General features: G+C 36.9%; 30 protein-coding genes and 1 pseudogene. 9 read left to right on the top strand and 22 right to left on the bottom strand.

What is annotated here, in order from left to right; genetic code table 11:
* Nucleotides 1-63: 63 nt before the first annotated feature.
* Together HS129_15315 and HS129_15310 are read left to right on the top strand one after the other, a co-directional pair.
* Complete coding sequence (locus tag HS129_15315) at nt 64-1563, top strand: trypsin-like peptidase domain-containing protein (protein MBE7413404.1); 1500 nt, start codon at nt 64-66, stop codon at nt 1561-1563.
* A gap of 3 nt (nt 1564-1566) precedes the next feature.
* Complete coding sequence (locus tag HS129_15310; GenBank protein MBE7413403.1) at nt 1567-3045, top strand: serine protease; 1479 nt, start codon at nt 1567-1569, stop codon at nt 3043-3045.
* On the opposite strand, the gene HS129_15305 is transcribed toward HS129_15310, so the two are convergent.
* Both HS129_15305 and HS129_15300 read right to left on the bottom strand, forming a co-directional pair.
* Nucleotides 3042-3761, bottom strand: a complete 720-nt coding sequence (locus HS129_15305) for a class I SAM-dependent methyltransferase (GenBank protein ID MBE7413402.1) — start codon at nt 3759-3761, stop codon at nt 3042-3044. The two genes, HS129_15310 and HS129_15305, sit on opposite strands and share 4 nt — an antisense overlap.
* 13 nt (nt 3762-3774) lie before the next feature.
* Entirely contained in the window at nt 3775-5082 is a 1308-nt protein-coding gene (locus HS129_15300; GenBank protein ID MBE7413401.1) for a hypothetical protein, read from the bottom strand.
* A 182-nt stretch (nt 5083-5264) separates the two neighbouring features.
* Here HS129_15300 and HS129_15295 point away from each other — a divergent pair, with 182 nt between their 5' ends.
* Both HS129_15295 and HS129_15290 read left to right on the top strand, forming a co-directional pair.
* Entirely contained in the window at nt 5265-7268 is a 2004-nt protein-coding gene (locus tag HS129_15295; protein ID MBE7413400.1) for a protein meaA, read from the top strand.
* Nucleotides 7269-7274: 6 nt separating this feature from the next.
* Complete coding sequence (locus HS129_15290) at nt 7275-8231, top strand: protein kinase (GenBank protein MBE7413399.1); 957 nt, start codon at nt 7275-7277, stop codon at nt 8229-8231.
* A gap of 22 nt (nt 8232-8253) precedes the next feature.
* Here the strand turns inward: HS129_15290 and HS129_15285 are convergent, their stop codons facing one another.
* A complete protein-coding gene (locus tag HS129_15285) occupies nt 8254-10812 on the bottom strand; it encodes a response regulator (GenBank protein MBE7413398.1) in 2559 nt (852 codons plus the stop codon).
* A gap of 196 nt (nt 10813-11008) precedes the next feature.
* On the opposite strand from HS129_15285, the gene HS129_15280 reads away from it, so the two are divergent.
* The gene (locus HS129_15280) at nt 11009-12910 is read left to right on the top strand and encodes a SpoIIE family protein phosphatase (protein MBE7413397.1); all 1902 of its coding nucleotides are present in this window, start codon (nt 11009-11011) and stop codon (nt 12908-12910) included.
* Between the two features lie 165 nt (nt 12911-13075).
* On the opposite strand, the gene HS129_15275 is transcribed toward HS129_15280, so the two are convergent.
* From HS129_15275 to HS129_15200, 16 genes and pseudogenes are all read right to left on the bottom strand, one after another.
* Nucleotides 13076-13546, bottom strand: a complete 471-nt coding sequence (locus tag HS129_15275) for a DUF1018 domain-containing protein (protein ID MBE7413396.1) — start codon at nt 13544-13546, stop codon at nt 13076-13078.
* The gene (locus HS129_15270; protein ID MBE7413395.1) at nt 13543-13737 is read right to left on the bottom strand and encodes a hypothetical protein; all 195 of its coding nucleotides are present in this window, start codon (nt 13735-13737) and stop codon (nt 13543-13545) included. The genes HS129_15275 and HS129_15270 overlap by 4 nt, the downstream gene beginning before the upstream one ends.
* A gap of 1 nt (nt 13738) precedes the next feature.
* Nucleotides 13739-14074: a site-specific DNA-methyltransferase gene (locus HS129_15265; protein ID MBE7413394.1), complete on the bottom strand. Its 336-nt coding sequence runs from the start codon at nt 14072-14074 to the stop codon at nt 13739-13741.
* A 239-nt stretch (nt 14075-14313) separates the two neighbouring features.
* A pseudogene (locus HS129_15260) lies at nt 14314-14901 on the bottom strand (hypothetical protein).
* A complete protein-coding gene (locus tag HS129_15255) occupies nt 14891-15241 on the bottom strand; it encodes a hypothetical protein (GenBank protein MBE7413393.1) in 351 nt (116 codons plus the stop codon). The pseudogene HS129_15260 and the gene HS129_15255 overlap by 11 nt, the downstream one beginning before the upstream one ends.
* The gene (locus HS129_15250; protein MBE7413392.1) at nt 15238-15795 is read right to left on the bottom strand and encodes a hypothetical protein; all 558 of its coding nucleotides are present in this window, start codon (nt 15793-15795) and stop codon (nt 15238-15240) included. The genes HS129_15255 and HS129_15250 overlap by 4 nt, the downstream gene beginning before the upstream one ends.
* Nucleotides 15795-16379, bottom strand: a complete 585-nt coding sequence (locus tag HS129_15245; GenBank protein ID MBE7413391.1) for a host-nuclease inhibitor Gam family protein — start codon at nt 16377-16379, stop codon at nt 15795-15797. The genes HS129_15250 and HS129_15245 overlap by 1 nt, the downstream gene beginning before the upstream one ends.
* Nucleotides 16376-16522, bottom strand: coding sequence for a hypothetical protein (locus tag HS129_15240; protein MBE7413390.1), 147 nt, complete (start codon nt 16520-16522; stop codon nt 16376-16378). Before HS129_15240 ends, HS129_15245 begins: the two co-directional genes overlap by 4 nt.
* 11 nt (nt 16523-16533) lie before the next feature.
* Nucleotides 16534-16827: a hypothetical protein gene (locus tag HS129_15235; protein ID MBE7413389.1), complete on the bottom strand. Its 294-nt coding sequence runs from the start codon at nt 16825-16827 to the stop codon at nt 16534-16536.
* 24 nt (nt 16828-16851) lie between these two features.
* Nucleotides 16852-17283: a hypothetical protein gene (locus HS129_15230; protein MBE7413388.1), complete on the bottom strand. Its 432-nt coding sequence runs from the start codon at nt 17281-17283 to the stop codon at nt 16852-16854.
* 185 nt (nt 17284-17468) lie between these two features.
* Complete coding sequence (locus HS129_15225) at nt 17469-17816, bottom strand: hypothetical protein (protein MBE7413387.1); 348 nt, start codon at nt 17814-17816, stop codon at nt 17469-17471.
* 45 nt (nt 17817-17861) lie between these two features.
* Nucleotides 17862-19544: a hypothetical protein gene (locus tag HS129_15220; GenBank protein ID MBE7413386.1), complete on the bottom strand. Its 1683-nt coding sequence runs from the start codon at nt 19542-19544 to the stop codon at nt 17862-17864.
* A gap of 17 nt (nt 19545-19561) precedes the next feature.
* Nucleotides 19562-20374, bottom strand: coding sequence for a hypothetical protein (locus HS129_15215; GenBank protein MBE7413385.1), 813 nt, complete (start codon nt 20372-20374; stop codon nt 19562-19564).
* Nucleotides 20367-20915, bottom strand: a complete 549-nt coding sequence (locus HS129_15210; protein ID MBE7413384.1) for a hypothetical protein — start codon at nt 20913-20915, stop codon at nt 20367-20369. Before HS129_15210 ends, HS129_15215 begins: the two co-directional genes overlap by 8 nt.
* Nucleotides 20912-21412 (bottom strand): hypothetical protein, encoded by a 501-nt coding sequence (locus HS129_15205; GenBank protein MBE7413383.1) that lies wholly within the window; start codon nt 21410-21412, stop codon nt 20912-20914. The genes HS129_15210 and HS129_15205 overlap by 4 nt, the downstream gene beginning before the upstream one ends.
* Nucleotides 21409-21621 (bottom strand): hypothetical protein, encoded by a 213-nt coding sequence (locus tag HS129_15200; GenBank protein ID MBE7413382.1) that lies wholly within the window; start codon nt 21619-21621, stop codon nt 21409-21411. Before HS129_15200 ends, HS129_15205 begins: the two co-directional genes overlap by 4 nt.
* A gap of 57 nt (nt 21622-21678) precedes the next feature.
* On the opposite strand from HS129_15200, the gene HS129_15195 reads away from it, so the two are divergent.
* Entirely contained in the window at nt 21679-22080 is a 402-nt protein-coding gene (locus HS129_15195; GenBank protein ID MBE7413381.1) for a hypothetical protein, read from the top strand.
* A 233-nt stretch (nt 22081-22313) separates the two neighbouring features.
* On the opposite strand, the gene HS129_15190 is transcribed toward HS129_15195, so the two are convergent.
* Both HS129_15190 and HS129_15185 read right to left on the bottom strand, forming a co-directional pair.
* Nucleotides 22314-22601: a hypothetical protein gene (locus HS129_15190; GenBank protein ID MBE7413380.1), complete on the bottom strand. Its 288-nt coding sequence runs from the start codon at nt 22599-22601 to the stop codon at nt 22314-22316.
* Complete coding sequence (locus HS129_15185) at nt 22594-22833, bottom strand: hypothetical protein (protein MBE7413379.1); 240 nt, start codon at nt 22831-22833, stop codon at nt 22594-22596. Before HS129_15185 ends, HS129_15190 begins: the two co-directional genes overlap by 8 nt.
* 117 nt (nt 22834-22950) lie before the next feature.
* On the opposite strand from HS129_15185, the gene HS129_15180 reads away from it, so the two are divergent.
* Nucleotides 22951-23331 carry a hypothetical protein gene (locus HS129_15180; GenBank protein ID MBE7413378.1) on the top strand — a complete coding sequence of 127 codons (381 nt, stop codon included), beginning with the start codon at nt 22951-22953 and terminating at the stop codon, nt 23329-23331.
* A gap of 296 nt (nt 23332-23627) precedes the next feature.
* On the opposite strand, the gene HS129_15175 is transcribed toward HS129_15180, so the two are convergent.
* Nucleotides 23628-23825: a hypothetical protein gene (locus HS129_15175; protein ID MBE7413377.1), complete on the bottom strand. Its 198-nt coding sequence runs from the start codon at nt 23823-23825 to the stop codon at nt 23628-23630.
* Between the two features lie 140 nt (nt 23826-23965).
* On the opposite strand from HS129_15175, the gene HS129_15170 reads away from it, so the two are divergent.
* Both HS129_15170 and HS129_15165 read left to right on the top strand, forming a co-directional pair.
* On the top strand, nt 23966-24340 hold the full coding sequence (locus HS129_15170; protein ID MBE7413376.1) for a helix-turn-helix transcriptional regulator: 375 nt from the start codon (nt 23966-23968) through the stop codon (nt 24338-24340).
* Between the two features lie 122 nt (nt 24341-24462).
* Nucleotides 24463-24774 (top strand): hypothetical protein, encoded by a 312-nt coding sequence (locus HS129_15165; protein MBE7413375.1) that lies wholly within the window; start codon nt 24463-24465, stop codon nt 24772-24774.
* Nucleotides 24775-24821 lie beyond the last annotated feature (47 nt).

Genomic DNA, 24821 nt, shown 5'->3' with positions numbered 1-24821 from the left:
TCGACATTTTTTAAATGGTTTTTTAATTTGTCAAAAATATCTTTGAATTTACAGGAGAATAAATTGAATTTTAATAATTTATTTCATAGAGAATATCGGTTTGTATCGCATTTTTGGATATTCGTTTTTATACAAGTATTTTTTTCGGGTAATATTTTTACGCAAACTAAGTCAGATTTTGAAGAAATCCGTAAAGGGGTAGTTCAAATCAGGGTATATTCTCAAGGATTGGACTTTTACTCTCCATGGCTAAGAGAGCCTCCCAAGGGAAGCACAGGGACGGGGTTTTTAATCGGGAATAATCAAATTCTTACAAACGCACACGTTGTGTCTAACGGGAAATTTATCCAAGTGCAAAGGTACAATCAGACAGAATGGTATGAGGTAGATGTGAAGTATATCGGGCATGATTGTGATCTCGCAATTCTTCAAGCAAAGGATTCTAAATTTTATGAAGACGAGCATATTTTTGAATTCGGTCCTATCCCTGAGCTTAACTCGCCTATCATTGTGGTTGGTTATCCCATGGGAGGTGATAAAATTTCTGTCAGTCGGGGGATCGTATCCAGAAAAGATCAGTCCACCTACTCCCATTCTGAGATTGACAGCCATTTAGTTATTCAAGTGGATGCTGCGATAAATCCCGGAAATTCTGGAGGTCCTGCGATTCAAGACAATAAAGTGGTTGGTGTGGCTTTTCAAGTTGCGTCTAAGGGAGAAAATATCGGTTATTTAATTCCTACTACAGTAATAAAATATTTTTTAGAAGATGTGAAAGACGGGAAGTATGACGGGTATGTAGAGCTTGGAGTGAGAACAATTAATTCTTACAGTAGTGCGCTTAGAGCTTATAAAAAAATACCTGATAATTATACCGGAGTGTTTGTTACAAAAGTTTTCAAAGGGGGTAGCGCAGAAAATTTTCTAAAGAAGGGAGACTTTCTTTTGGAAATTGATAAACTGCCCATAGGCAATAATGGAACTGTAATGTTGGACCATGATTCCAGAGTGGATTTTGTTGAGGTAGTGGACAATAAACATTCCGGTGAAATGATTTCTTTTAAGTTTTTCAGAGATGGGAAGGAGCATAACGTTCGCTTCCCTGCAAAACGTATGGTGGATTTTGATTTTATGAGAAATTCATACGAGGACTCTGTTGATTATTTTGTTCTGGGGGGACTTGTATTTCAAAATGTATCTCGAAATCTTTTGAGTGCTTGGAGCAAAAATGGAGACACGCAAGGAGGAAGTCAACTACACTATAGATTTTTTTATTTTTTAGACGACGATATGAATAGAGATGTAGAAAGCGATGTAGTCCTCTACAGAAAATTATCTCATCCGATTAATAGTTCATCCGATTATTTTGTGAATATGATCGTAGAATCTGTAAACGGGAAACTCATTAAAAATATTTCTGATTTAAAAAATATATGTCAATCTACAACCGATAAATTTATCAGAATTCAGTTTAGAGATATTGAGACTCCTCTTATTTTGAACAAGAAAGAAGTCGAAGAAGCAAATACGCAGATTCGTAAAGTATATAATTTGGAAGATTAAGCTATGATTTATAAAATTCTATTTATTTTTGTTTTTACTATTTCTAATACTTTAGTCGCTGACTCGTTTCGGGACAATTTAAAAAGAAGTGTCGTTCAAGTGAAAGTGACTTACCAAAGAAATAATTTTTTGGCTCCTTGGCAACCTAAGCCTCCCAAGACTATAGGGGCTATAGGTACTGTAATAGGAAAAGGACAAATCATTGTTCTTACAAATTATATCTCTGACTATACTTTAATCGAAGTGAAGAAATATTCTTCTTATAGTTATTTTAAGGCAAAGCCCGTAAAAATAGACTACGAGTCTAACTTGACTTTGCTGGAAGTAGAAGATAAAGATTTTTTTAATGATTTGAAGCCGATAGATTTTGAGAATATTTCTTCCTTGAACGTTTCGGCTACATTTTGCCAGTTGGACAATTCGGGAGTGATACAAGCTGCAAGAGGACAAATACTAGGGATGGATATAGAACCATACTCCATGGGAAATACAGAGCTACCTCAACTTGAAATTAATTCTAATGAGAAGTTAGACGGAAGTGGTGAGCTGATTATTCACAACAGTAAAATTATTGGGATTGTATCTGAGTTTTCGGGGAGTAAGAATAGTGGGAAAGGAATACCGGGTCTTGTGGTGCGTCAATTTCTTCGCGGGAAAAATTTAGCACAAAAAACAATATTTCCTTTTAAAGGGTTTCGTTTTCGTCCGATAGTTGATAACGCAACAAGAGAATATTTTGGATTGAAGAAAGAAAAATCCGGTGTTCTTGTTGCAGAACTATTCCCCTACTCTGGTGCTTGGAATAATTTAAAGATAAATGATGTGATCTTGGAGTTTGGAGAATTCAAAATTGATTCCAAAGGATTTTTTGAGCATCCTTTTTATGGGAAGCAGTCTTTGTCGTTTATAGCTCACACAGGTGAAGAATTTGGAAATCGACTTGGAAGGTCTATCCCCGTAAAAATACTCAGAGATAAAAAAGAGCTTATTGTGTCATTGCCATTAAAGCCTTTTCCTTACAATTCTGTTCAGATTCCCTATTCCAATTCGCAAGGAAAAAAACCTTTATATACGATTCAAAATGGATTTATCTTTCTTGAGTTGTCTGAATTTCTTTTGCAAGAATGGGGAAATAATTGGAGATCAAGAATTGATAAAAAATTATTGTATTTGTATGATTATCATAGGATTCACAAAAATGAAAAATCAGGGAAAATTATTTTATTAACCCAAGTACTGCCTGATGATTCCAATAATGGGTATCACTATACGACTATGAAGATCGTTGTAAGTGTCAACGAACAAAAGCCAAGAGATTTAATTTCTATGGAGAAAATGATTCAGAATTCTGAAAATAATTTAATCAAGATAGAGTTAGAGAATGGCGTAGAAGTAGTTTTGGATAAATCTAAATTAAAAGAAGCAAATGAAAAAATTCAAAAAAAGTTCAGACTTGGAAAATTAAAGAATTTTGAAATTTAAAATCGAAATATCTCATCGTTGAAATTGCTGTCTGAGATATTGACTTTGCTTTCAAGTAAGTTGTATGAAACAATAGTGAAGAATTTAGAAATTTTTTTCATATAGAAATTTTTTGTTCTTGCGAAAGCGTAAGGATCCTCAAAATAGATTTCTTTTTTCATTCGGGTGTAGTCGTTTTTTGTTGGCACGCTAAAATACAGGTATTTTGTTATCTTGGAAATTTTTTCTAAAACAATTTCTATATCTTCATTTTTGATGTATTGTAAAACAGAGTTAAAAATCCCTAGGTCATAAGGAGCGTATTTCATAATTTCAGTGTTTATGGATTGAATCGTGCCGCAATTTACCGCAATATTTGTAGTGTGAATCCATTTAGAATTTTTTAATCTTTCTACCATTTCCTTAGATGTGTCTAATGCAAATACTCTTCCGGGTTGGAAGGCTTGAATCATTCTTTGCAGTAAGAAACCTTTCCCGAAACCAAAGTCAGCCAATGATCTTACAGGAATATCAAATAATTTGAGAATGGATTTTAGATAGAGAGCGTGCTCTTTTGCATTGAAAGTTCCGTCAACATCTTCCCCACTACCATAGATTTCACTCCAGTATTTTACATCAAATTGCTTTCCATTTGCACCTAACGCATCGCCGTAAGATTGTGCTTGTGATAATTTTCTGAATTTCTTGAAATTTAGCAGATTGTCGGGCACTTTCATAGATTGTGTTTTTCTACTTTGTATTAAAAATAGAATAGAGTGAAAATTTAAAATTATCAAAGGGAGTTCGTTTTTCAAACTCGTTTAAAACTTTTTGTAATTTTCCTTTGAATGGAAGCTCTTCTTTTGATTGTAGAATTTTTTCTATGAGCTCTTTTCTCATTAGAACAGAGGTAGAGCTTAAAGGATAAAACAAAGGTTTATTGGAATGAAAAAGTTTTCCTATCTGGTTTCTGTCGCTTGTCCATATCCCATTGACAACAAGGAAATCATTTGCTTTCATTTCTTCAAGGTTGTGGTATTTTAATTTTTCCTTAGAATAAAAGTAGGCGAAGTCGGCAAGAAATTTGTCTGAGTAAACTTGGTCAGCTTTTGAAATAACCCCTCTCATTTTTAGAGAATGGATTTCATTTTTTTGCAAGTTCAACTCACTTAAATTGAAGCCTTCTTTTTTGAAGTTGTATATCCCTGAAACTGCGATTAGAATTATGAGTATTCCTGTGCTTACAGGTGAGTTTAATTCTTTTTCGGACTTTAGTAAAAATTGACCGACATATACAATGCCAAGTGAAATACCAAAACTAAGTAAGTGATCTAAAAATGAATGGAATATAAAATGAAAGGAATGTTTTCCAAAAAAATCGAACACCCCGAGAGTGAGCAATATTAAAAAAAACAATGATAGATAAACGAGTAGAATTAATTTAGGTATATTTTTTCTTTTATAGAATACAGTAACCTTTGTTCTTCTTGCTCCGAGGATTGAGGCTTTGATTACAAAACCGGAATATCCAAAAAGAAAAGTCATAAAGTTGGAGAAAAAAGCTAAGAGGGTAAGAAGTACAAATAAAATGATATCAAGAATAGATTCCATTTTAAAAGTTAGAAAAATTGAAATCAAAACAATTGCAGAGACTAACTCTCCAAAATATTTTTCTGGAATAGAATTGATATAAGGCAAAAATGCAACGAGATAAAGTATGATATAATGATTTAAGTTCCATTTATCCTTGACGAATAATTTCATAGAAAGGTGTAGAAAGATTGCAAAGAAAAAAACTGAAATGGTACGAAAAATAGGAATGTAATTTGCTCTGAATATTTTTTTTACTATAGATAGAGTATAAATTGGGATTGGTTCAGTTGCAGAAAATAAAGACCCTTCTTCGGTAACAGACTTTAAATTAGAAAGGTGTTGAAATGTTTCAGGGTTACTTGGATCTCCTTTTAACGTAAAAAAAATAAAAACAATAACGGATAAAGCCAGTATGGAAGATAAAATTTTGAAAGGATTTTCTCTTGTATTTCTTTCTAAATTCATTTTAATTTTAGCGCTTACCGGCTGATTTTTTTAACTACCCCAAAAAAAACAAGGCTTTCATAAATTATGTTCCAAGTTTTTGTTTGGTCTCTATTATAAAATCGGCATTTATAGAGCAAAAGTAAAAATTTAGATGAAATTATCTGTTAAGTTTTTAATCTTTGCTTTTGAAAGGACAAAAAATGGAAAAAAATCAGGCACACAAAATATACAACGATAAAAACGATGAGGTAAGAGACAAGCCTTGGATATTTAGAACTTATGCAGGGCATACTAACGCAAAAGCCTCAAACGAGTTATATAGAAAAAACTTAGCCAAGGGTCAAACTGGCTTATCCATTGCCTTTGATTTGCCAACTCAGTGTGGTTACAGCTCGGATCACCCTATTTCCAAGCCGGAAATAGGAAAAGTTGGAGTTCCAATCAACTCTATTGATGATTTTCGTATTTTATTTGAGGGTATTCCGCTTGGAGAGATGAACACTTCTATGACCATCAATGGCACATCTATGTGGTTATTGTCATTGTATATTGCACTTGCAGAAGAAACAGGAACCCCATTGGAAAAATTAGAAGGAACTACCCAAAACGATATAATCAAAGAGTACCTTGCAAGAGGGACGTATATTTTCCCACCGAATGAGTCTATTAGAATCATCGTAGATATGTATGAGTATTGCCTGAAAAATATTCCCAAGTGGAATCCTTCTAATATTTGTTCTTACCATCTTCAAGAAGCAGGTGCAAGCCCTGTTCAAGAATTGGCTTTTGCTTTGGCGAATGCTATTGCTATTTTAGATGCTATAAAAGAAAGGGGATGCTTTACAGATGAAGAGTTTGAAAGGTGTGTGGGTAGGATTTCTTTTTTTGTAAACGCAGGAATTAAGTTTGTAGAAGAAATGTGCAAGATGCGTGCGTTTAGAGAAATGTGGGATGAGATTACAAGAGACAGGTACAAAGTAAAAAACCCAAAGTTTAGAATTTTCAGATATGGTGTTCAGGTAAATTCACTTGGATTAACGGAAGAGCAGCCGGAGAATAACGCATGGAGAATTTTACTCGAAACTCTGGGAGTAACTTTAAGCAGAGATTCTCGTTGTCGGGCTTTGCAACTACCCGCATGGAATGAAGCCCTATCGCTTCCACGCCCTTGGGATCAACAGTGGTCTTTAAGACTCCAACAAGTTATGGCTTACGAAACCGATCTATTGGAATACCCGGATATTTTTGAAGGCTCGAAAGTTATTGAAAGCAAGGTAAAGTCCCTAAAAGAAGAAGCCTACAAAGAAATAGAAAAGATTTTAGAAATGGGTGGAGCGGTCAAGGCAGTTGAAAAAGGTTACATGAAATCAGGTCTTGTAAAATCTCAATCAGATAGATTGTCCAAGATCAATGCCGGTGAGCAAATCATAGTCGGAAAAAATAAATGGAATGATGGAATCCCCTCACCCTTAGTCACAGATTCTGATGGTGGGATTTTTAAAGTGGACTCTGCTTCTGCTGAAATTACTTTAAACTTACTAAAAAAAACTAAAACGGAAAGAGACGAAAAAAAAGCAAAAGAGGCTTTGGATAATCTAGAAAAGTCTGCAAGAGAAAATAAAAACATGATGGAAGCATCTATTGAGTGTGCTAAGGCAAGGATTACTACAGGAGAGTGGGCAGATGTACTTAGAAAAGTATTCGGAGTGTACCAACCTCCTACAGGTGTGGAGGGTCAAAGATTGAGTCTTGAAAATACAAATGTAGAAATGGTCAGAGAAAAAGTTTCTAATTTCCAAAAGACTAAGGGACATAGACCAAAGATTGTAGTAGGAAAGCCAGGGCTCGATGGTCACTCCAATGGTGCAGAGATGATAGCGATATCTGCAAAGCACGCAGGGTTTGACGTGATTTATTCAGGAATTCGCCTAACGCCCGAAGAAATTGTTCAAAGCGCAGTAGAAGAAAATGCCGATGTGATTGGGCTGTCTATTCTTTCCGGATCTCATAAAGAGATTGCAAAACAAATTATTGATGAGTTGAGGCATTATAAAGCAGAAGGAAAAATCCCTGTAGTGATGGGAGGGATTATCCCAGAGTCTGATTTTGATTCTTTGAGAAAGGACGGCATAAAAGAAATTTTTACTCCAAAAGATTTTGATCTTATGCAGATAATGAATAAGATCGTAGATTTGATTATTTAAAGTTAAGTGACTTTAGACTCTGAAGATTTTCAAGAAATTTTTTCTCTGATTGGAGAAGCAAAAGAAGGAAGCAAGTTTTCTATAGCGAGGCTTATCAGTATTCTCGAAAGAAAAGATTCTTTTGAATATAGAAAATACATTTTTTCTAAGCTATCTCTGGTAGGTTTAAATGACAAAAATTCTATTACAATTGGATTTACCGGGACACCGGGTGCGGGAAAGTCATCTTTAATCGGTGCGTTATGTGAAGAGTTTCTGAAAAATCTTCCAAATAAAAAAGTTGCGATAGTTGCCATTGATCCTTCGAGCCATATCAGTGGAGGCTCTATTCTTGGAGACAGGATTCGAGTTGCAATCCCTGCAAGAGAAAATAGAATATTTTTTCGTTCACAACCAAGTGAGTTAGATATGGGTGGGATAAACCCATACACTTACCACGTAGTTAGGCTACTTAAGTTTTTTTATGATTATGTGATTATTGAAACTGTAGGGATAGGTCAAAACGAAATTGAGGTTTCTAATATTTCTGATTTTTCTTTTTTAATACTGCAACCACTTGGGGGGGATCAGATCCAGTTTATGAAAAGTGGGATTATGGAAGTTCCAGATGCATTTATTATAAATAAGTGTGATGAAGACGAGCTTGCAAAATCGAGTTTGTACACCTTAGAGCACTCTTTAGATTTTTTAAAAGATATTTATGGAGAAAAAAAGATTCCGAAAATATTTTTAACAAGCGCAACAAAAAAAGCCGGAATAGAGAATTTACTAAATTTTATAAAAGAAATACGACCAAGAAAATCCCACGAGAAAGAAACTATTTCACAAATTAAAAAATGGCTAAAAAATGAATTTGGCCAATTTGGTCTAAAGAAATTAGACTTGTACTTGCAAGACAAAAAGCAAGATACTGATTACGAGACTTTGGAAGAAGGCTTATTAAAAATTTTACCTAAGGATTAGAGTTTTTTTGTTTATTACTTTTTTACAATAGGTTTTCTAATTTTTGAAATAGGTCTGCAAGCTTCATCGGTTTTAATAGGTATTCATCGAAGCCGTAAGATATTAATTCTTCTCTTTTCCCCTCGAAACCGGATGCGGTTACTGCAATAGTAGGAATTGTTTTTAAGTCAGGATTATTTTTTAGTATTTTAATAGTTTCAATTCCATCAAGAACAGGCATTACTACGTCCATTAAAATTATATCTGGTCTTTTGGTTTTTAAAATTTCCAAAGCCTCTTTCCCATTCGATGCTTCATCTGTTTGAAAGCCTATACCAGTTAAAACTTCATTTAACAGAATTCGATTTAATTCTACATCGTCCACAATTAAGGCGAGATTTCCAGAATAGTTTTTTTGTTCTTTTACAATTGCTTGGAGGTTTGAGTCTTTTTTGTGAACTATTGGTAAAGAAAGCTCAAACCAAAAGTTAGAACCTTTACCAATTTCGCTTTCAACGTGTAGCTCAGAGCCAAACGCATTTACAATTTTTTTAGAGAGAGAAAGACCTAAACCTGTTCCTTCAATTCGATTAATTGTTTCTCTATGAAATGGCTCAAAAATTTTCTTAAGTCCTTCTTTGGAAATTCCCATCCCTGTATCTTTTACGATAAATTTCAAAATAACTAAATCTCTATTTTGTACGTTTTGATTTTTATCTTCTGCTATGAATTCAATTTTTCCGAAATGAGTAAATTTGACCGCATTCCCAAGTAGGTTAATAAAAACTTGTTTGAGTCTCTTTGTGTCTCCAATTAAAAATTCTGGAATACTTTCAGCAAAAGATGAAATAAATTGTAAGTTTTTTTCTTTCGTTTGCAAAAGAAAACTTTCTGAAATCTCTGAAAGTAACTTTGACAAGTCTATTTCTTCTTTTACTATTTCAAATTTTTTTGCTTCTATGCTTGAAAATTCGAGTATCTCATTGATAAGTCCTAGTAAATGTTTTGCACTTTGGTTAGTTAGCTCAATATATTTTTTTTGGCTTTCTATATCTTTTTTATCATTTTTTAAAAGCTCAGAAAAACCAATGATTGCATTTAGTGGAGTTCTAAGTTCGTGAGAAACAGAAGAAACAAATAAATTTTTTGCTCTATTTGCCTCATCTGCTTTTTCTAAAGCTGAAAGTAGTTTCTCATTGATTAGATTCACTGAGGTGTTTAATTCTTTTTGTTTTTCTTCACTTTTTTTCAAATTTGTTATATCTGTTCTAATTGCTACAAATCTATAGGGTTTATCGTTTTGATCGAGTAAGGGGAAAATTGTAGCATTTACCCAGTAGAATTTTCCGGTTTTAGTTTTATTTCTAATTACACCCCTCCAAATATTTTTACCTTTAATCGTATCCCACATTTCTTTCCAAAATTCTTTTGGGTGATAGTAGGAATTTACTACACTATGGCTTTTTCCAATTAGGTCTTGTTCCGTGTATTCGGATATTTGGCAAAGTCTTGAGTTTACGTATAAAATTTTTCCGTTTACATCGGTTATAGAAACCAAGCAGTGCTCATCCACTGCTCTTTTAAAGTTGATAAGTTCATTTGTAGTTACGTGGAAAATATCCTCACTGATTTTTCTTTGCGTAATATCGTGGAATGATCCATTCCATAGTACACGACCATCTTTGATTGTACTTTTTTGGATATTGGCTTTGACCTCGATCCATTTTACATTCCCACTTTTAGTTTGTATTTTAAATTCCAGTTCGCTATTACAAAAATTTTTAAAAGAATGTAAAAATTCTTTTTTGACATTTTCTTTAAATTCCGGTAAGACTATTTTGTAAATTGAGTGTAGATCTTTTTGAACTTCATTCGGGGTAATTTCCATTAGCTGAAAGATTTTTTCGCTTATAAAATTTAAAACTCTTTTACCGTCTTTTTTTAATTCATACTGAAAGAAAACTCCGGATGATCCCGTTATTACTTCGTTTAGCAATTCTTTATTAGACATAAGCTCTATCTCAATTCTTGTGCTCGCCTGAGTTGTGGACAGTAGAACAAATATCAGAATAAAGATTGAAGAAAAAAGCATCAAATGGCGGATAAGAAAAATCAAATCTTGTTGGGGACGAAGATGAATCAGTAAAGAATACTTTGTTATTTCTAACCCGATATATACAATAATTGAAAGTAGAATTCCGAAAACCATTTTCCACTTCTCGTCTAATTGAAAAATTTGTATATTGAATACAATTAAAGGCAAAAGCAAAAAATGAAAATGGGACTCCTTCCCTCCAATAGATGAAAGAAGGAACAGATATCCAAGGAAAAAAACAAGAGTTCCTAAACGGCTTTCAGTGAATCTTTTTTTGAAGTTTAAAAATAATCCCAAGATTGAAATGAATAGTGGGACAAGGCATAAACTTGCGAAAAATAAGCACCCGACTGAAATATAAATCACTAAACAAAACACAGAGATCCAAAAAGTTAAAACTAAAAGTTGGTTTGTAAGAATAATTTTTTTGATAAAAATTGGAGGTAGTGACTTTGCGACCCCAAGGTTAGAAAAAAACTCCCAAGTTTTTAGAGTATAATTTTTCATTTTGTGCTTTTTAGACTGCTTGGAAATTGAAAAAATACAGCTTTATAAAAGTCAATTTTTATTTGGTATTGGATGATTGGCTTGAAGCAATTAGTTTCGAGAGAAATGTTTTTAGGGAAAGATTACATTCTGTTTTTCCCGGTGGTACAATAATTGTATTTACTTTTAGAAACATTATACAAGTTATAGATTTTTTATGAGGCTAATTTCTTTTATTTGGGTTCCCTTATTTTTATTATCCATAGAGATTCTAGCAACTAAAAACTTACCAGTAATAAAAGGAGTTTTAGATTTAAACCAATACTCTACGGATTGGTCAAACCCTATTGAACTTGCCGGAGAATGGGAGTATGAGTCAAAGGTTCTCATTCGACCTGAAAATTCTTTTAGCAAATACGTTGTGCTTCCAAATATCTGGAATCGTTTACCAAAATCAAATGAAGATACTCCAATGGGAAATAGAATTCACCGAATAAAAATTATCTTTCCGGATAATTTATTGAATAGCTACGACTATTACTCCGTTTATGTAAAAAGAGCGAGCACTGCTTATCAATTAAAAGTTTGGAATTCTTCAGGACAAGAAATTGGAGTTAGCGAGATGAGTGGGGTCATTGGCACGAGTAAAGAAAATAGTTGGCCCCAAAGAAGACCTATTGCTGCATTTTTCAAGCCAGAAAAGACGGTGTTTGTAACATTTCAAGTTTCCAATTACCACCACTATTATGGCGGGCCCGGTGCTATTGTGAAATTCGGGAAAGCTGAAACAATTTTAAGAGATACCTCGATTAGAATTGCATTTGTAGGTTTATTGCAAGGCTCATTATTAATGATAGGTTTGTATCATCTGATTTTATTTTTTATAAGAAGAAGAGATTTGCCTTCTTTATGGTTTGGCGTATTTTGTATTATCACTGCTTTCTGGTATTTGATAGACGAAAATATATTACAATGGTATTTTTATAATAAAAAGGCTTTTTATGTTCTTCAATATACTTTCGAGGTTTGTCTTTTTTCGACTGCGGCGGTTTTTGTTTTATATATTCAAGCACTGTTTGAACCCAAAAAACTACAAACATACAAAAAAATTATTTTATATCCGAGCTATTTACTTTTTGTTATAAATTTAGTAATCCCGCTTAGTTCGTTGATTCATCAAACAATTAGAAATATTTTTTTTGGCATTGTATTTTTTAGTATTGTTTGGATTTTATCAGTCGTATTTCTCGCATTAAAAGAGAAAAAAAGTAAGACAGGGTTATTTATGCTTATCGGTATTATGGTCGTTTTGGGAAGTACAGCCCATGATATTCTGTATGATTTGCAGTTTATCAGAGGCTTTGATCGTCTGATTGCTCCTTTCGGTTTAACAATTTTTCTACTTTTTCAAGCTGTGATAATTGCAGTGAAAAATCAACGTGCCTATAATTTGTCAGAAAAACTTTCCAATGAACTGGAAATACTTGTAGAAGAGAGAACGAATGAATTAAAAAATTCTCTGAAACTCATCCGACAAGATTTGAATTTTGCGAGTAGAATTCAAAACAAACTAATGTCTGTTCATATCAAAAAAATTGACTCTTATCAAATCGAAACTATGTATATTCCGATGGAAGTGGTAGGTGGAGATTTATTTGATATTTCTCAGATGGAGAATGGAAAAATAAGAATTTTGATCGCAGATGCTACAGGCCATGGAGTTCAGGCTGCTATGATTACAATGCTTATAATCAGTGAATACAAAGCACTAAAAGAAAATTTTGATTCCCCTTCTATGCTTTTAAATGTGATGAATAATATTTTTATAAGCAAATATATAAATCTGAATTATTTTTTTACGTGCTTTCTTGTGGATATTGACAAAATAAATAACACGATACGTTATGCGTCAGCCGGACATCCGACTCAAATATTGATAAAGCAAAGCGAGATAGTTACTCTATCCAAAACTGGGAATTTACCCGGTCTTCGTAATAATTCAATCTATATGGAAAAAGAGGAAAATTTTTTCCCGGGAGACAAATTATTATTATTTACCGATGGTCTATTTGAGCAATTCAATTCATTCAATACAGAGTTTACTCCCCCGCACTACTGAAATAGAATCAACGCATTAAATCTGCTACTGAAATTTCGGAAATATTCGGGAAAATCAAAGGGAAATGGCACTTTTTAGAGTTTTTTTATAAGAATATTGACGAATAACAAGAAACGATTAATGTCTTTCTTTGTTCTGAAAAGCTGAAATAATCAGAAAAAGGATTCATCTATTTTCAGTTTTCTCCTTTAATTCTCTGCGAGAAATCCTTTTAAGAGCTTCAATTACAGCAACCGCCTCCCAGCGTTTTAACTTGCTCGCTTCTTTCCCATACATTCTTTTTGGAAGTGTGTTCTCTGTGAATTTGTAAAGATGTTTCTGGTTGATTATAGAAACTAAATCATGAATATATTTAAGCTGATCCAGAGTAATGAAAGCGAAGAAGCCGAGACTCTCTTCTCTTTTTCCCATCGAAGGATATTTTTCCGGGGTTCGTAATTCGGACTTGCTAGCTTTCTTTTTTAGGTGAGGATGAATTTTTAAAATTGCTCTGATGAAATTTTTCTGCTCAAGTTCTGAAAGAAGTTTTGTAGAAGATTTTCCAGTTACGGATTGTAAAAATAATCGGAAATTTTCTTCTTCTATCCCAGCCTTATTTTTTAAAGCCCATATTCTTTTGTGAAGAGTTAAACTCACTCCACATCCTCCGATGAAGGATCTAATTTTATTACAACGTTATCACCGTAACAAAAAGAGTTTGTGCATTTATATTCGCTATCAGAAAGTTTTGTCATAATATTTCTGCAAAATGGGCAAGTGTAATGATCCCAATTAGACTTGTTTTCTTTCCATGCTTCTATAACTTCTCTTCTTGTAAGCAATATCATTCTATACTACCTCCGCTGCCGACCTTTCAGCTTTAGATTCCTCAGCTTCGATTCTTGCCTTTGCACGGTTGAAATACTCAGGGTCTTTTTCGATGCCGATAAAATTTCTTTGATGTTGGACTGCGGCCACTCCGGTTGTTCCATGGCCCATGCAGTTGTCGAGAATGGTGTCGCCAGGGTTGGAGTATAGCTGAACGAGAAAGCAGAATAGTGAAACAGGCTTTTGAGTGGGGTGCATGTTTGCCTCCCATTCGCTGGGAAAACATAGCACTGAATCCGGGTATCTGGTTCCGTCGTCGAGGTATTGGTAGTTTTTGATTTTCTTCCCGAAGGTCATTTATCAATTGGGGGATTGCCTTAAGTTGCTCTATTCCTGAAGTCATTTCTTCCATTTTCTGTTCCTCTCCGATTAATTCATTTTCAGTACTTTTTGCTCTCAGTGTTTCTGAGATTCTTGTTAATTTTTTATCAGATACTACCTCTGCCATATTCTGTTCGATTGAATGGACGGCCTTATCCATATATTCCGGATCATCCAGCCGTTGTCTCAGAAGTAATTTTCTTGTTGCATCCATCTTATACCTTCTCGAACCAGTAGCTTGCACGGCATCGGCGATTAGTGGATATGTGAATCGGTATCCATGCGCACCATTTTCAGTTTTCCTTTGAGTATTGAGGGCAGACCTGGTCGAGCCAGACCAGATGTCCTCCGGGTTCCAATATTTTGCGGCATTCGGCAAGGACTGTGTTTCGCTTGATCATCGAAGTGCCGTAATGTTCTGCGTCTTCAATGGAATATGGAGTATCTGCGAGAATCAGATCGTAGCGTTCACTTCCGAGAAGTTCCTCCAATTGATGAGCGTCTCCGATATGTTCTGCTCCTGAGAGTTCATTGCAATCAAAGCGTTCATAATTTCCTGCAGGAAGCTTTCCGCTGAACAGGTGAAGAATTTTGTTTTTATCCGGGAACATTGCCATAACTCGTTTCAGATAAGCGTTAGGATAGGCTCCATAGTAGCCGGAAGTGTTTCTGTAATCGTTTCCGAGAATCCAGCCACTGTCGATTCGCCCGTTAAAGATTCGAAGTTCTGCAAATTTCGGAAATGCCTGTCTGTACAGATTGACCCTGTCTTCCAGTGACAAAATGGATGCGTTATTTGTCATGGATGCCTTTCTGAATCACTACATCGAAAACTTTTCCAATCGAATCTCTATAATATTTTTCTTTCTCTTGCGTATAACGTCGAAGTGTAGTAAAAATATCTCTGTTTGGAGCAGAGATTTTTTCAAATATCAATAGCAAATAATCTCCTTTTTCTGGCAAAGGATATAAATCTGGATGCATTTCTCCTTCATCCCAAAAAATAGTATCGTATGTTATGAAATATCCAGAAAGTTTTTCTAATTCAATATTTAGAACTTCTAAAAGTTGAGCTTCTTTAACCGGTATTTCGTCATATTCGAAAAGTTTCATATATGTATGAGAAAATTTAATTTTGTTCATACCACCCTCCCGACTTTCCAACCGGAGTCGAAAAAATAAGCTTCTATGAAGCGCCATAGGGTGTCGTTGCAGGAATAGACTAAAATTTCATTTGTTACTATTGTCTTGTTATTGTCATCCAGATCGTGTAAGAGCAAAGTTTTAATTTTAAGCGAGCTGAGTTCGTTTGCGGTCGTGGGAGGAAGAGATTTTTTTGCCCAGGTTAAAAAAGTCTCCCAGTTTTTTGCGGCTTTCTCTGCTTCCTTTTTTATTTCTTCAGCGAATAACGAATCGTAAACGGTTTCGATCTGATTTTTATACGCGAGAGCTCCGTAGATGTTTTCTGTCGCACCAATCCAGAATTTGTCTTTCTGGTTGTTTTGGTGATTTCGGACAGCGACCAGTTTTTTCACCAGTTCGAAAACTTCTTTGGGCTGAACTCTCTGTAGCATAAATTCGTTCAGGGCGTTTCTTTCTTTGCGGACATCGCGGTAGTATTTACGGCCGATGGAAGCAAGAAAGCCCTCCACTTTGGAGGGCAGGTTGAAGAATGTTATATCTGTTGGAGAAACCATTATGCGGCCTCTTCCATTTCAGACTCGATTTCCGCATCGGTCTCGCCTGGTTTAATGTAGAGCCGTTCAGACTCTTTATTAAATTCGATCCCGATTTTTTTCTTTGCACCTTGCTTATCGGCAAGAATTTGTTCCTTGTTCAGTTCAAGTTTGACTCTTATGAAAAGGCCGGAAAGTTTCGTGAGAAATTTATTGAAACTTTCCAAAAGTCCGTTTTCAGTCAGAATTTTTTCGATGAACTTTGCCGAGGTTTTTGTTTTGACGCTTTCAGGAATTGTCCGCAGTTGCAAAACACCGGATGTAAGTTTGCAGGTTCTCTCCGAATCTGAAAACAAATCCGATTTATGCTTCGCCACAAAATGAGTAATCCCGGCAGTAATGTGCTGGATTTTTGCGTCGAAGGGTTTCAACTGTTCTGCGAGGGCTGTTTGGAGCTTGCTGATTTGGTCGTCGGTTTCGCTCTTGATTCTGTCCCTTTCGCGTTTGGTCTCTCCGAGGCTCGCAACAGCCATGGTGAGATCAGCGCGATCTTTGTAAACATTGGTCGGAAGATCGACTAACGTTTCGTCTGTCTTCTTTTTCATTTTGCCTCCATATCATTCGGAATATCCACTGCTATTCCTCCTGAAGTTGTTTTGTGAATTTTTGCCGGAGGGACTTTGTTGGGTTTTCTCCTTAAAGTCTTCCGGACTGTTTTCTTAACTGCTTTTTTCTTTTTTGCTGGCATTCGTTACCTCCTTACGCCGCATCCAGGGCAGTGGAGATTTCGTAATCTGCAATCGCAGATTTTAACTCATCCACTTCCTTCTGGAATTTTTTTGTCTCATCCTGATTTTCCTTTTTCAGAACAGAAATTCTGTTTTTTGCTTCCGCAATTTTTCCCTGAACAGCCGTTATCTGGCTTTCAAAAGTTTTAATCTCTTCCTGAATTTTGGAAATATCCCCGTTCTTCTTTTTCAACTCTCCGTTGAGGTCAACAAGCCTTTTCAGAGCTTCTTTCTTTTCCGATTCGTTTGTAATTTTCTGCTCCATTTTCTCTCCTTTTTTGCCTAAAAATTAAGCCGACTTTCTCATGTAAGGGGTTTCACCTAACGCTTCCTGTTTTTGAGCGATTATTTCTCTCAGGCTGGATTCGACCCGTTCGTCTGATTTAACTCCATTGAGAGTGTTGTTAATCGCACCGAGCGATACAGGTGTACCTTTTGCTTTCAGATAATCCCGGATTTCTCTTTGGGTTATCTTGTAATATTCCATATCGATTTTATGTTTAAGGAAGGAAGACTTCCGCATTGCTTCCACGGTAACATTTCCGTCAAAGCCGGGAATCCTGTAGAGTAGCCCTGCAATATGTTCTATTGTAACCGGGTATCCATCGATCACTTCCAGGAATTTGGACTTCGCTTGATTACCGTCCTTCGTGTCTTTGAATTTTAGCTCAAAGCATTCTTCTGCGATCTGAAATATTTCCTTCGGTTTGGTCTGCTTCATGCTTTCCACCCAGATCCTGTGTCCAAGTTCCCGATTGTTAAAAACCGACTCAAAGCCGACTGTGCTTTTTGCAAACATGATTATCGAAAAAAGATTTTTCTTTCCCATACCGTTCAGTTCATGGAGTTTTTTCAGCTCGCGGAAAGTAACTGTGTTCAAATCCTGAGCCTCATCAAAAAGCAGAATCACTTTCTTTTTTCTACTATACGCATCGATAAGACAATTCCTGAGAATTTCTCGTATCGTGTTTCAATATCGCCGGGCGCGTGCTCATCCGGGTTAATTGCCTTGATGATTCTCTTCATGAGAATGTTTGTCCTGGTTTGTACGAGCTTGAAGGATTTCGTTTCGATCAAAATAAATTTATTCGGATAGCTCTTCCAGAACCTGATAAGCTCCTGGTAAATGGTGGACTTGCCTGTTCCCGGTTGTCCCATTACAACCAGCCATCCGTTCTTTTCTACTGCTTGCGAAGATGCGTCCATGATCCTGCCGGCATTTTCTGTTTTGATAAATTTTTCCTCTGTTTGCATTTTATAGCTCCTGTATTTTTGTTTGTTCTTTTCGCATAGTAAACTTTAGCCTTCCGTGCCCGTCAGCTTCGCGTAGTGATTCACGATCTCTATCACGTAATCGCTCGGAATTTTTCCGAATTTCTTTTCGCAGACTTTAAAGTATCCTTCAAGGTCGTTAAATATATCTGTGGATTCTTCCCGAGTGATCCCGGTTTCGTTGGTAAAATAATTCAGAGCATCCTTTGCAGTTGCAAAACTATCAGGGGGAAGAACCGAGTGAGTCTCGATTTTTTCTCCTCTTGCAGGGATGAATCCGATATTGGGAGTTGATTCCGGACGGATGTTGTCGAATGTGAGATTTTTTCCGGCGCTCTTGGCTCTTGTTTTAACTTCCTCAACGTTTTGCAGTCTCTCGGAAAGTTTGATTCCCCTTCCGTCTAATGACTTGTATCCGATTCCATGAGAAACAGGTCCTGCCGGATCAAGAACTGAGATTGTATTATCAGGAAGCTGCGCATAAATTTGATCTCCTCTGCGATAGATGTCAACTTTGGCTCCGACCGGAACATCATCCGGTATATAATATTTTCTTCCTTCGATACTAACGCACTGATAAGTGTTTACGATTCTGTCTATCAGTGTGACTGTAGCATCGTCGATATTTTTCTGTGAGACTTTCCTTATCGGATGATCTTTCGTCCCGGAAATCCATTTCTGAAAAAATCCTTTCCGCTCGTTATCCCAGACAACAAAATCCTCTATTCTCTGTTGAAGATCATCGAAATTCTTTACAAGCTCTCTCGTGAAAAATTTTTCAATCGTTCTTTTCCACGCTCCGATTCTCGACTCCACCGGACCTTTCGCCCAGGGATGTTTTGCGACATGAGTTTCAATCCACATTTCCGGATTGAGTGTTGTCAGAAAACTTTTTGAGTCATTAGAAATTAAACCAGAACCCTGATCGGAGTAAACTCCATCAGGGACGCCTTCCATGGGAATCCGGGAGTTTTTCGGCAAGAACGCATACGTGAAAGCTTTACGCCAGCCGATTGTATTCTCTCCGAGATACTTTGAATTTTCGCCTGATGGCAAATCTGCAACCGCATATACGAGATACGCTCGTGAATAAATATCGACGAGATAATAAACCCACACTTTCCTGAGTTTCTTCTGGACGAGAATCTCACTTACGTGCTTGTCCTTGAAATTGATTTCCTTATCGTATTTCAATTCATTGTCGAAATTCAAAAAAATTGCTTCCATCGGTGAGGCGTCTACCATAAAGAGTTGATTCGAATATTCGCAGACCCACGAAGTGGAAGGTTTTCTCTGAGCCATCATGGGTGTGGAGATTCCTTCGGCTCGGAGAAGTCTATTTTTCTGAGAGGTTGACAAACCTCCAATTTCCGTGTATTGTTCAGGATTGATAATCTTCGAAGTAATTTCGGTCGGAGTTCCTCTGAAATGCTCCTTGGTAGCCGCAAGATTGAGAAGTTCTTCTTTGCGTTTCGCCTGACGTTCCGGAGATAATCTGGATTTCTTCGTTCGCTTAATATTGCACGCGGTCAGAATCGATCTCTCTTTGCAGTATTTTTTCCACGCTCTGTAAAACACTCCCCTGTCTGCGTTGAAAAGAGACTCGAATTCATCCAGAATTATCCCTTTTGCTTTTTTGTCTTTTTTCAAAAAAGAATTTTCATATTCCGAAAAAAGACGATTCATAACGGATGCATCCAATGTTTTCATTCGAGTCTCCTTCTGTTTCACGCTACGCTCTTGTTCTGACTGAACTCGAAGATCTCCGTTTCCCAGGTTTTGTTCAGGTTGGCTTCGGAAATTTTCAGAACCTCATAGAGAGTTGAAATCCTTGCGATAATCTCCGTGTTTTCTTCCGGCTTTTCCGAATTCAAATGTCTTGGGACATGGCTGTTTATCTGAGAGACAAATTTCGTTACCTCTGCAATCGCTCGGTCAATCATTCCAAGAGCTTCTTTCTTCTGCGCTATCGCCTGAATCTCTTCTTCGGTCAGTCCGGTCTTGTGCGAAATCTCCTCAATGATCGTATTTGATTTTTGAATCTCTTCGCTTTGTTTCTGGATGAGTTCTTCTTTTTTGGTGAGTCTGTTTTTCAGTTGTTTGTTTTCCTTTTTTAAATCAGAAATCAATTCTTTAATGTGTTGCTTGGTTCCGTCTTTGAGAGTGACAATTCCTTCCTCGTCGATATTATCAGATATGCCCTGATTTGCGAGACGAAACATTTCATCCGTGCTGCTTTGTGCAAGTGCCAGAATCTGATCGCCCGTTCCGAACTTGTCGGCAATGAGAAGCATTTTTTCTGCGAGATATGGTTTCAGAGGAAATCCAAGCTCGATAAAATCCTGAAAGCTGGCATAATTCATTTCCTTGAATAGCTGTCGGTCCCGGATTTCCCTGAGAGCCACAACCATTTCAGTCATCGAGTTTTTCAGCCGGAGCATCAGCTCTCCTGCACGGAATTTCCTCTCTTCCGGCGAATCAATCGCTAAATCTTTTCGCGGTTCATAAGGCGATATTACATTTACATTTTTTTCAGACATTTTCCATCTCCTGTATTCGTTCCATTAAATAGTTTTTTTTCGATGAAAGATTAGCCGATAGAATCGCATCGAGACGATAGTTTATCGGGTTTGTTCTGTTGGTTTCGTGTTCTGTCCTGTCCTCCTTGATGATTTGTAAGATTTGCATTTTTTCCAGAGCTGACTGAACCGTTGAGTTCGGTCTGCCGTAAAGTAAAGATAGCTCTGAGGCTGTCCACTCCCCGTGTGGATCTGCGATAAAGTGCTTCGCCAGAAGAAGTTCCAAATCGTATTTTTTGTAGATGATTTTGAATGCTTCGACCGTAGAACCGTTTTCCAGTTTTTTCCGAAGCTCTGTTTTTTTTCCGTAAAGATGAGATATGATTTCCGCATTCAGATAATACAGCTTGGAATGATCGCATATAAGATGGTGCTCTTTCAATTTCCCGATTGCCCGGTAAACCGAGCGAAGTTCAATTCCGCTCATTCGGGACAAATCCATGGCCAGCCAAAACCTGTCCGGATATTTCAGGAAATAATACAATACCTTTAGATACGTCATGCGACAGACCTCTTGCGGTTTCGGTAATACCAATCCCGTTTCTGCTTACGTATGTAATAGAGTGGCGCGAAAATAATTCCGGCTCCTCCGCTACTTAATCCGTCCAAGTGCTTTAGCATCTGAATTCCAAATTCCGGCTCCATTCCATTCATCTTGGATGTATGAATATTTCGCCAGACATACAACTCCTCGTCTGAAATTGGATTTCCTGATTCCAGTCTTTGAATATGTTCAAGGATAATCTCCCTGATTTCTGATAGAGATAAACCCCACTCATCCTGCAAAATCGATTCTATGCGCTTGGATTTTTTGATCCCTTTGATAACTTTGGAAAATATTTCTTTTGATAGAGAATATTTATTTGATAACGCCGAAATTGTTTTTCGCGGTTTTCCCCACATCAAAAATCTGAGTTTTTCGGGGAGAGTTTTCCCTGACAGGTTGACGTTTTGGATTGATTTTAAAAACAGAACGTCAACCTCTTTGTCGGAATTCATGATTTTTCTCCTGTAGTTGGAGGATTTTCAGGAGTGATTGAATTGAATTTAACCCACTCATCGTTCAGCCCTTTTTTTTCAATAAAGACAAACGCTTGAGCAAGTGCGATAACAAGTGTCTTCTCGGCTGGAATTGGTGACAAAAGTAGATTTCTTCGAATTAGTTCTATTTTCTTCAGAACTTCTTCTGGTATACTGTTTTGGGACATTACATAACCTCCGGTTTGAGAATTGACGAATGAGTGAGTGTGGTGAATATTTGAAAAATGGATAAGATAATTATAGTATCAAAGCCAATTTCATCGCTCCGATTGCTCTTTGATGCGTTCCAAAAGAATTGTCTTGAAGATCTGAATTTTCCGGTATCTTCTGATGATTTTACTGATATTGATGATAATGAATTGCAGGCTTTGTATCTGTTTATGAAAAATGCAAACAAATACAAAATTGAAAGAAGCTGGGAAATCATAAAAACCGGTCCTCTTGATATTCGAAAGAGCCTATTGATCCAGCTTGCCAATTTTCGTCTTTTTTGTTTGAGATTAATGAAGGCTGGAAGAACTTCGTGTCTTGTAGCCAACACCATTGAGGCGACTGTGGCTTCAAACGTGCGAGAGCTTTTTGAAATAAATGTGCAGCAAGCCCCAAAAGATAATAATTTGAATTAACAATTCTCATCCCCTGACCTCGTCTATGATCTTTCTGAGAGGTTTAAATCTCTCCAAAAGACAAGCTTTGCAAAGACCGAACTGGTAGCGAGTAACGCCTGTTTTTCTGCAGCAGGGTTTTGGTTCCAAATACATCCCCATGCTGACGCTCAAGAAATTTCTGACTGTTCTCCGTTTGGAAAAAATCGGGGGAGCTGTCTCCCCAAATGCTGGTTGCTGTGCTGACAATAAATTCATGCGAAAACCTCTAGGGTGGATTTTCTTGCCGATTCCCTTGAATAGGGTCTTGCGGAAGGAGCAGATTGAAGAGCCTTTTGTTCGGATACAACCTTCGGTAAAATATGCAGGTTGATATATTCTATAAGCTCTATGCAGTTCAGTTTTTTGGTCAGCGCTTCCGGTATCCGCTTCCAGCAAATATCGAATATTCTATTGTAATTCAATCCGTCTTCACGGAGTGTTCTGTAGTGAATAACCGCGAAGTTGTGAGAAACCCTGTCCTCTTTTTTCGTGTTAGCCATTTGCGTTCTCCTTTTTGTCGATTGCTAAATTTCGTTTTACCCATTCGCAAAACTCGTTTTCCTTTTCCGTTTCCATCATGAACAGGTCCATGATAGCAAGCCTCGTGAGAATTTTTTCGATTCTGGGATTCATCAAACGGTCGAGCCTAGTGAACCCATAATCCCCTGCAATCATCTCAATGAGTTCTGCCACGTATTCCCTTGGGGTCAATTCCGGATGGTTGCACTTCATACGGACCTCCTGTTTTGTGATTGCCTTGTAATTTGATTTCGTGAATATAGAACTGTGGAAAATTCCAAGTTTGCAATATGTCCAAACATGCAATGCTCACATATCATGGAATTCTCCATGGTTGAGAACGAACCCGGCATTCTTTTTTGTACAAACTGTAAATGGCCGGTCATTGTAGGTTGCCCTCACTGCGGGCAAGACTTTGTTTCACGACCCGGGAATTACTGCGGGATTTGCTCTTCCGAGGTTTTGGGAGACCTTGTTTATTTAGAAGCTGTCGCCTGCACTTTAATATCCGGTTTTCTAAATCTAGTTGAAGCTGATGAAAATCATCAGTATTTTGGCGATTTAGGAAAGAAGATATTGCCCCTATCTGTGATGGTGTTGAATAATCCTGTTGAAATTTTTTCAAAGAGGGGACTCGAAAGCCTTTTACAACTGCCCAAAGTGAAGCCCAAAAACCAAGCGATTCTGAAGCTTGTAAAGAAGGATTCTTAGTCATGCGACTTTCCTCGATTTTTTCCGGGAGGTGTCAATTTCAGGGTAATACAGTCCCTCTTTCATAAGAAATTGGAGGATCTTCTGATTGTTACTTCTTCCCCCTAACGTCTCGATTAGAACCCGATAGTTCAAACCCGCCTTCTCGGCGCAAGTGGTGAGAGACTCGTATCTATAGATCAATTCCCGCTTTGCGTTTTGTCTGACATCCAATGGGAGCGCGGATTTTTTAGGAGCTTTAAGAGATTGATTGCAGCTCGAAGTTATGATCAGATCTTCTCGTTCTGTTATATCTCTCATGCGGCTACCCGTTTTGAGTCTCTTCTGGGAAGAACTATCCCAATTTTGTTAAGTGCAGATACGCATTTTTTATCCCGTCGTCTATTGTGGATCGTATCCGAAAGCTGAGAATAGTTCAGGTCGAATTCATCTGAAAACTTGGTTAGAGTTCCATAGAAATCCTCGATCTTTCTCCGTATAGCTATTGGTGACATAAGCATTTTCTCCTTTTCTTTCTTGACATTATCGCTATCCTTGTAATTAGCGAGTGATGAGGAAACCTCAACAGAAATGACCATATATAACAATGTGATATTTTGCAAGCAAATTTTTTATAACATTGTGATATTTTTTTATGCCACAAGGAAATAGATTAAAAAGCGTAATTGAGAAATCGGGACTTAATCAGTCCGAATTTGCGGAAACCTTAGGTATTACTCAATCCGCAATATCTCAGTATTTAAGCGATAAACGTAGCTTTGATAAACCGCTGGCATTAGCTATCCAGTTTAAACATAAAGTCAACGCGAACTGGCTCTTGACCGGCGAAGGGAGTATGGAGGCCGGGAGTGTTGAGGAAAGGCTTGCCGCGTTGAATGAAGGGATGCAATATACCAGAGAGGCTAAAAAGAATCCGCAGGTTAAGGAGCTTTTCGACAAGATTTTGAACCTTTCCCACTCGGAGCGCGAGAAGCTAAAAATCGTCATCCGCGATATTCTGGGTAAGTGAAATTCTCTTCAAGAATTTCAATAGAAATTTGCTACAGCTACTAAATATATAACGATGTAGTTTTGAATTTCCAACTGAAAATTCGAGCTTCATCGTTATAGCTAATACAATGGAGGATTTTCATGAAAAATCTAAATGAAGAATATGATAAAGAAATCCAATATCGGGATTCTAAAAAGTTGAGATTTAAATTCAGGAAATTAGAGGATAGTCTAGTATCCCATATTTTTGAGCTTAAGGGCAGATCAAAAAATGGGGAGCTAACTTTCTACTATGAAACGGGCAAATCTTTATGCAATGAAGTCTCGAAATCGGAAACGGTAATTGATAGCGAGCGTATGGATGATCAAGAATGTTGGGAGGCCGCAGGACTAAAAAGGCCTAACATTTGCGGGACATGCATGTCTCACTATTCTGCCTATGATGTAAGCTAAAAGAAAAAACCGGGGGCAACCCCGGCTGATTCTAAAAATGTGAATAA

The organism is Leptospiraceae bacterium (genome assembly GCA_015075105.1).
Taxonomy (GTDB): domain Bacteria; phylum Spirochaetota; class Leptospiria; order Leptospirales; family Leptospiraceae; genus JABWCC01.
The sequence above is the reverse complement of the archived record's forward strand: the minus strand, read 5'-3'. Positions and strand labels throughout refer to the sequence as shown.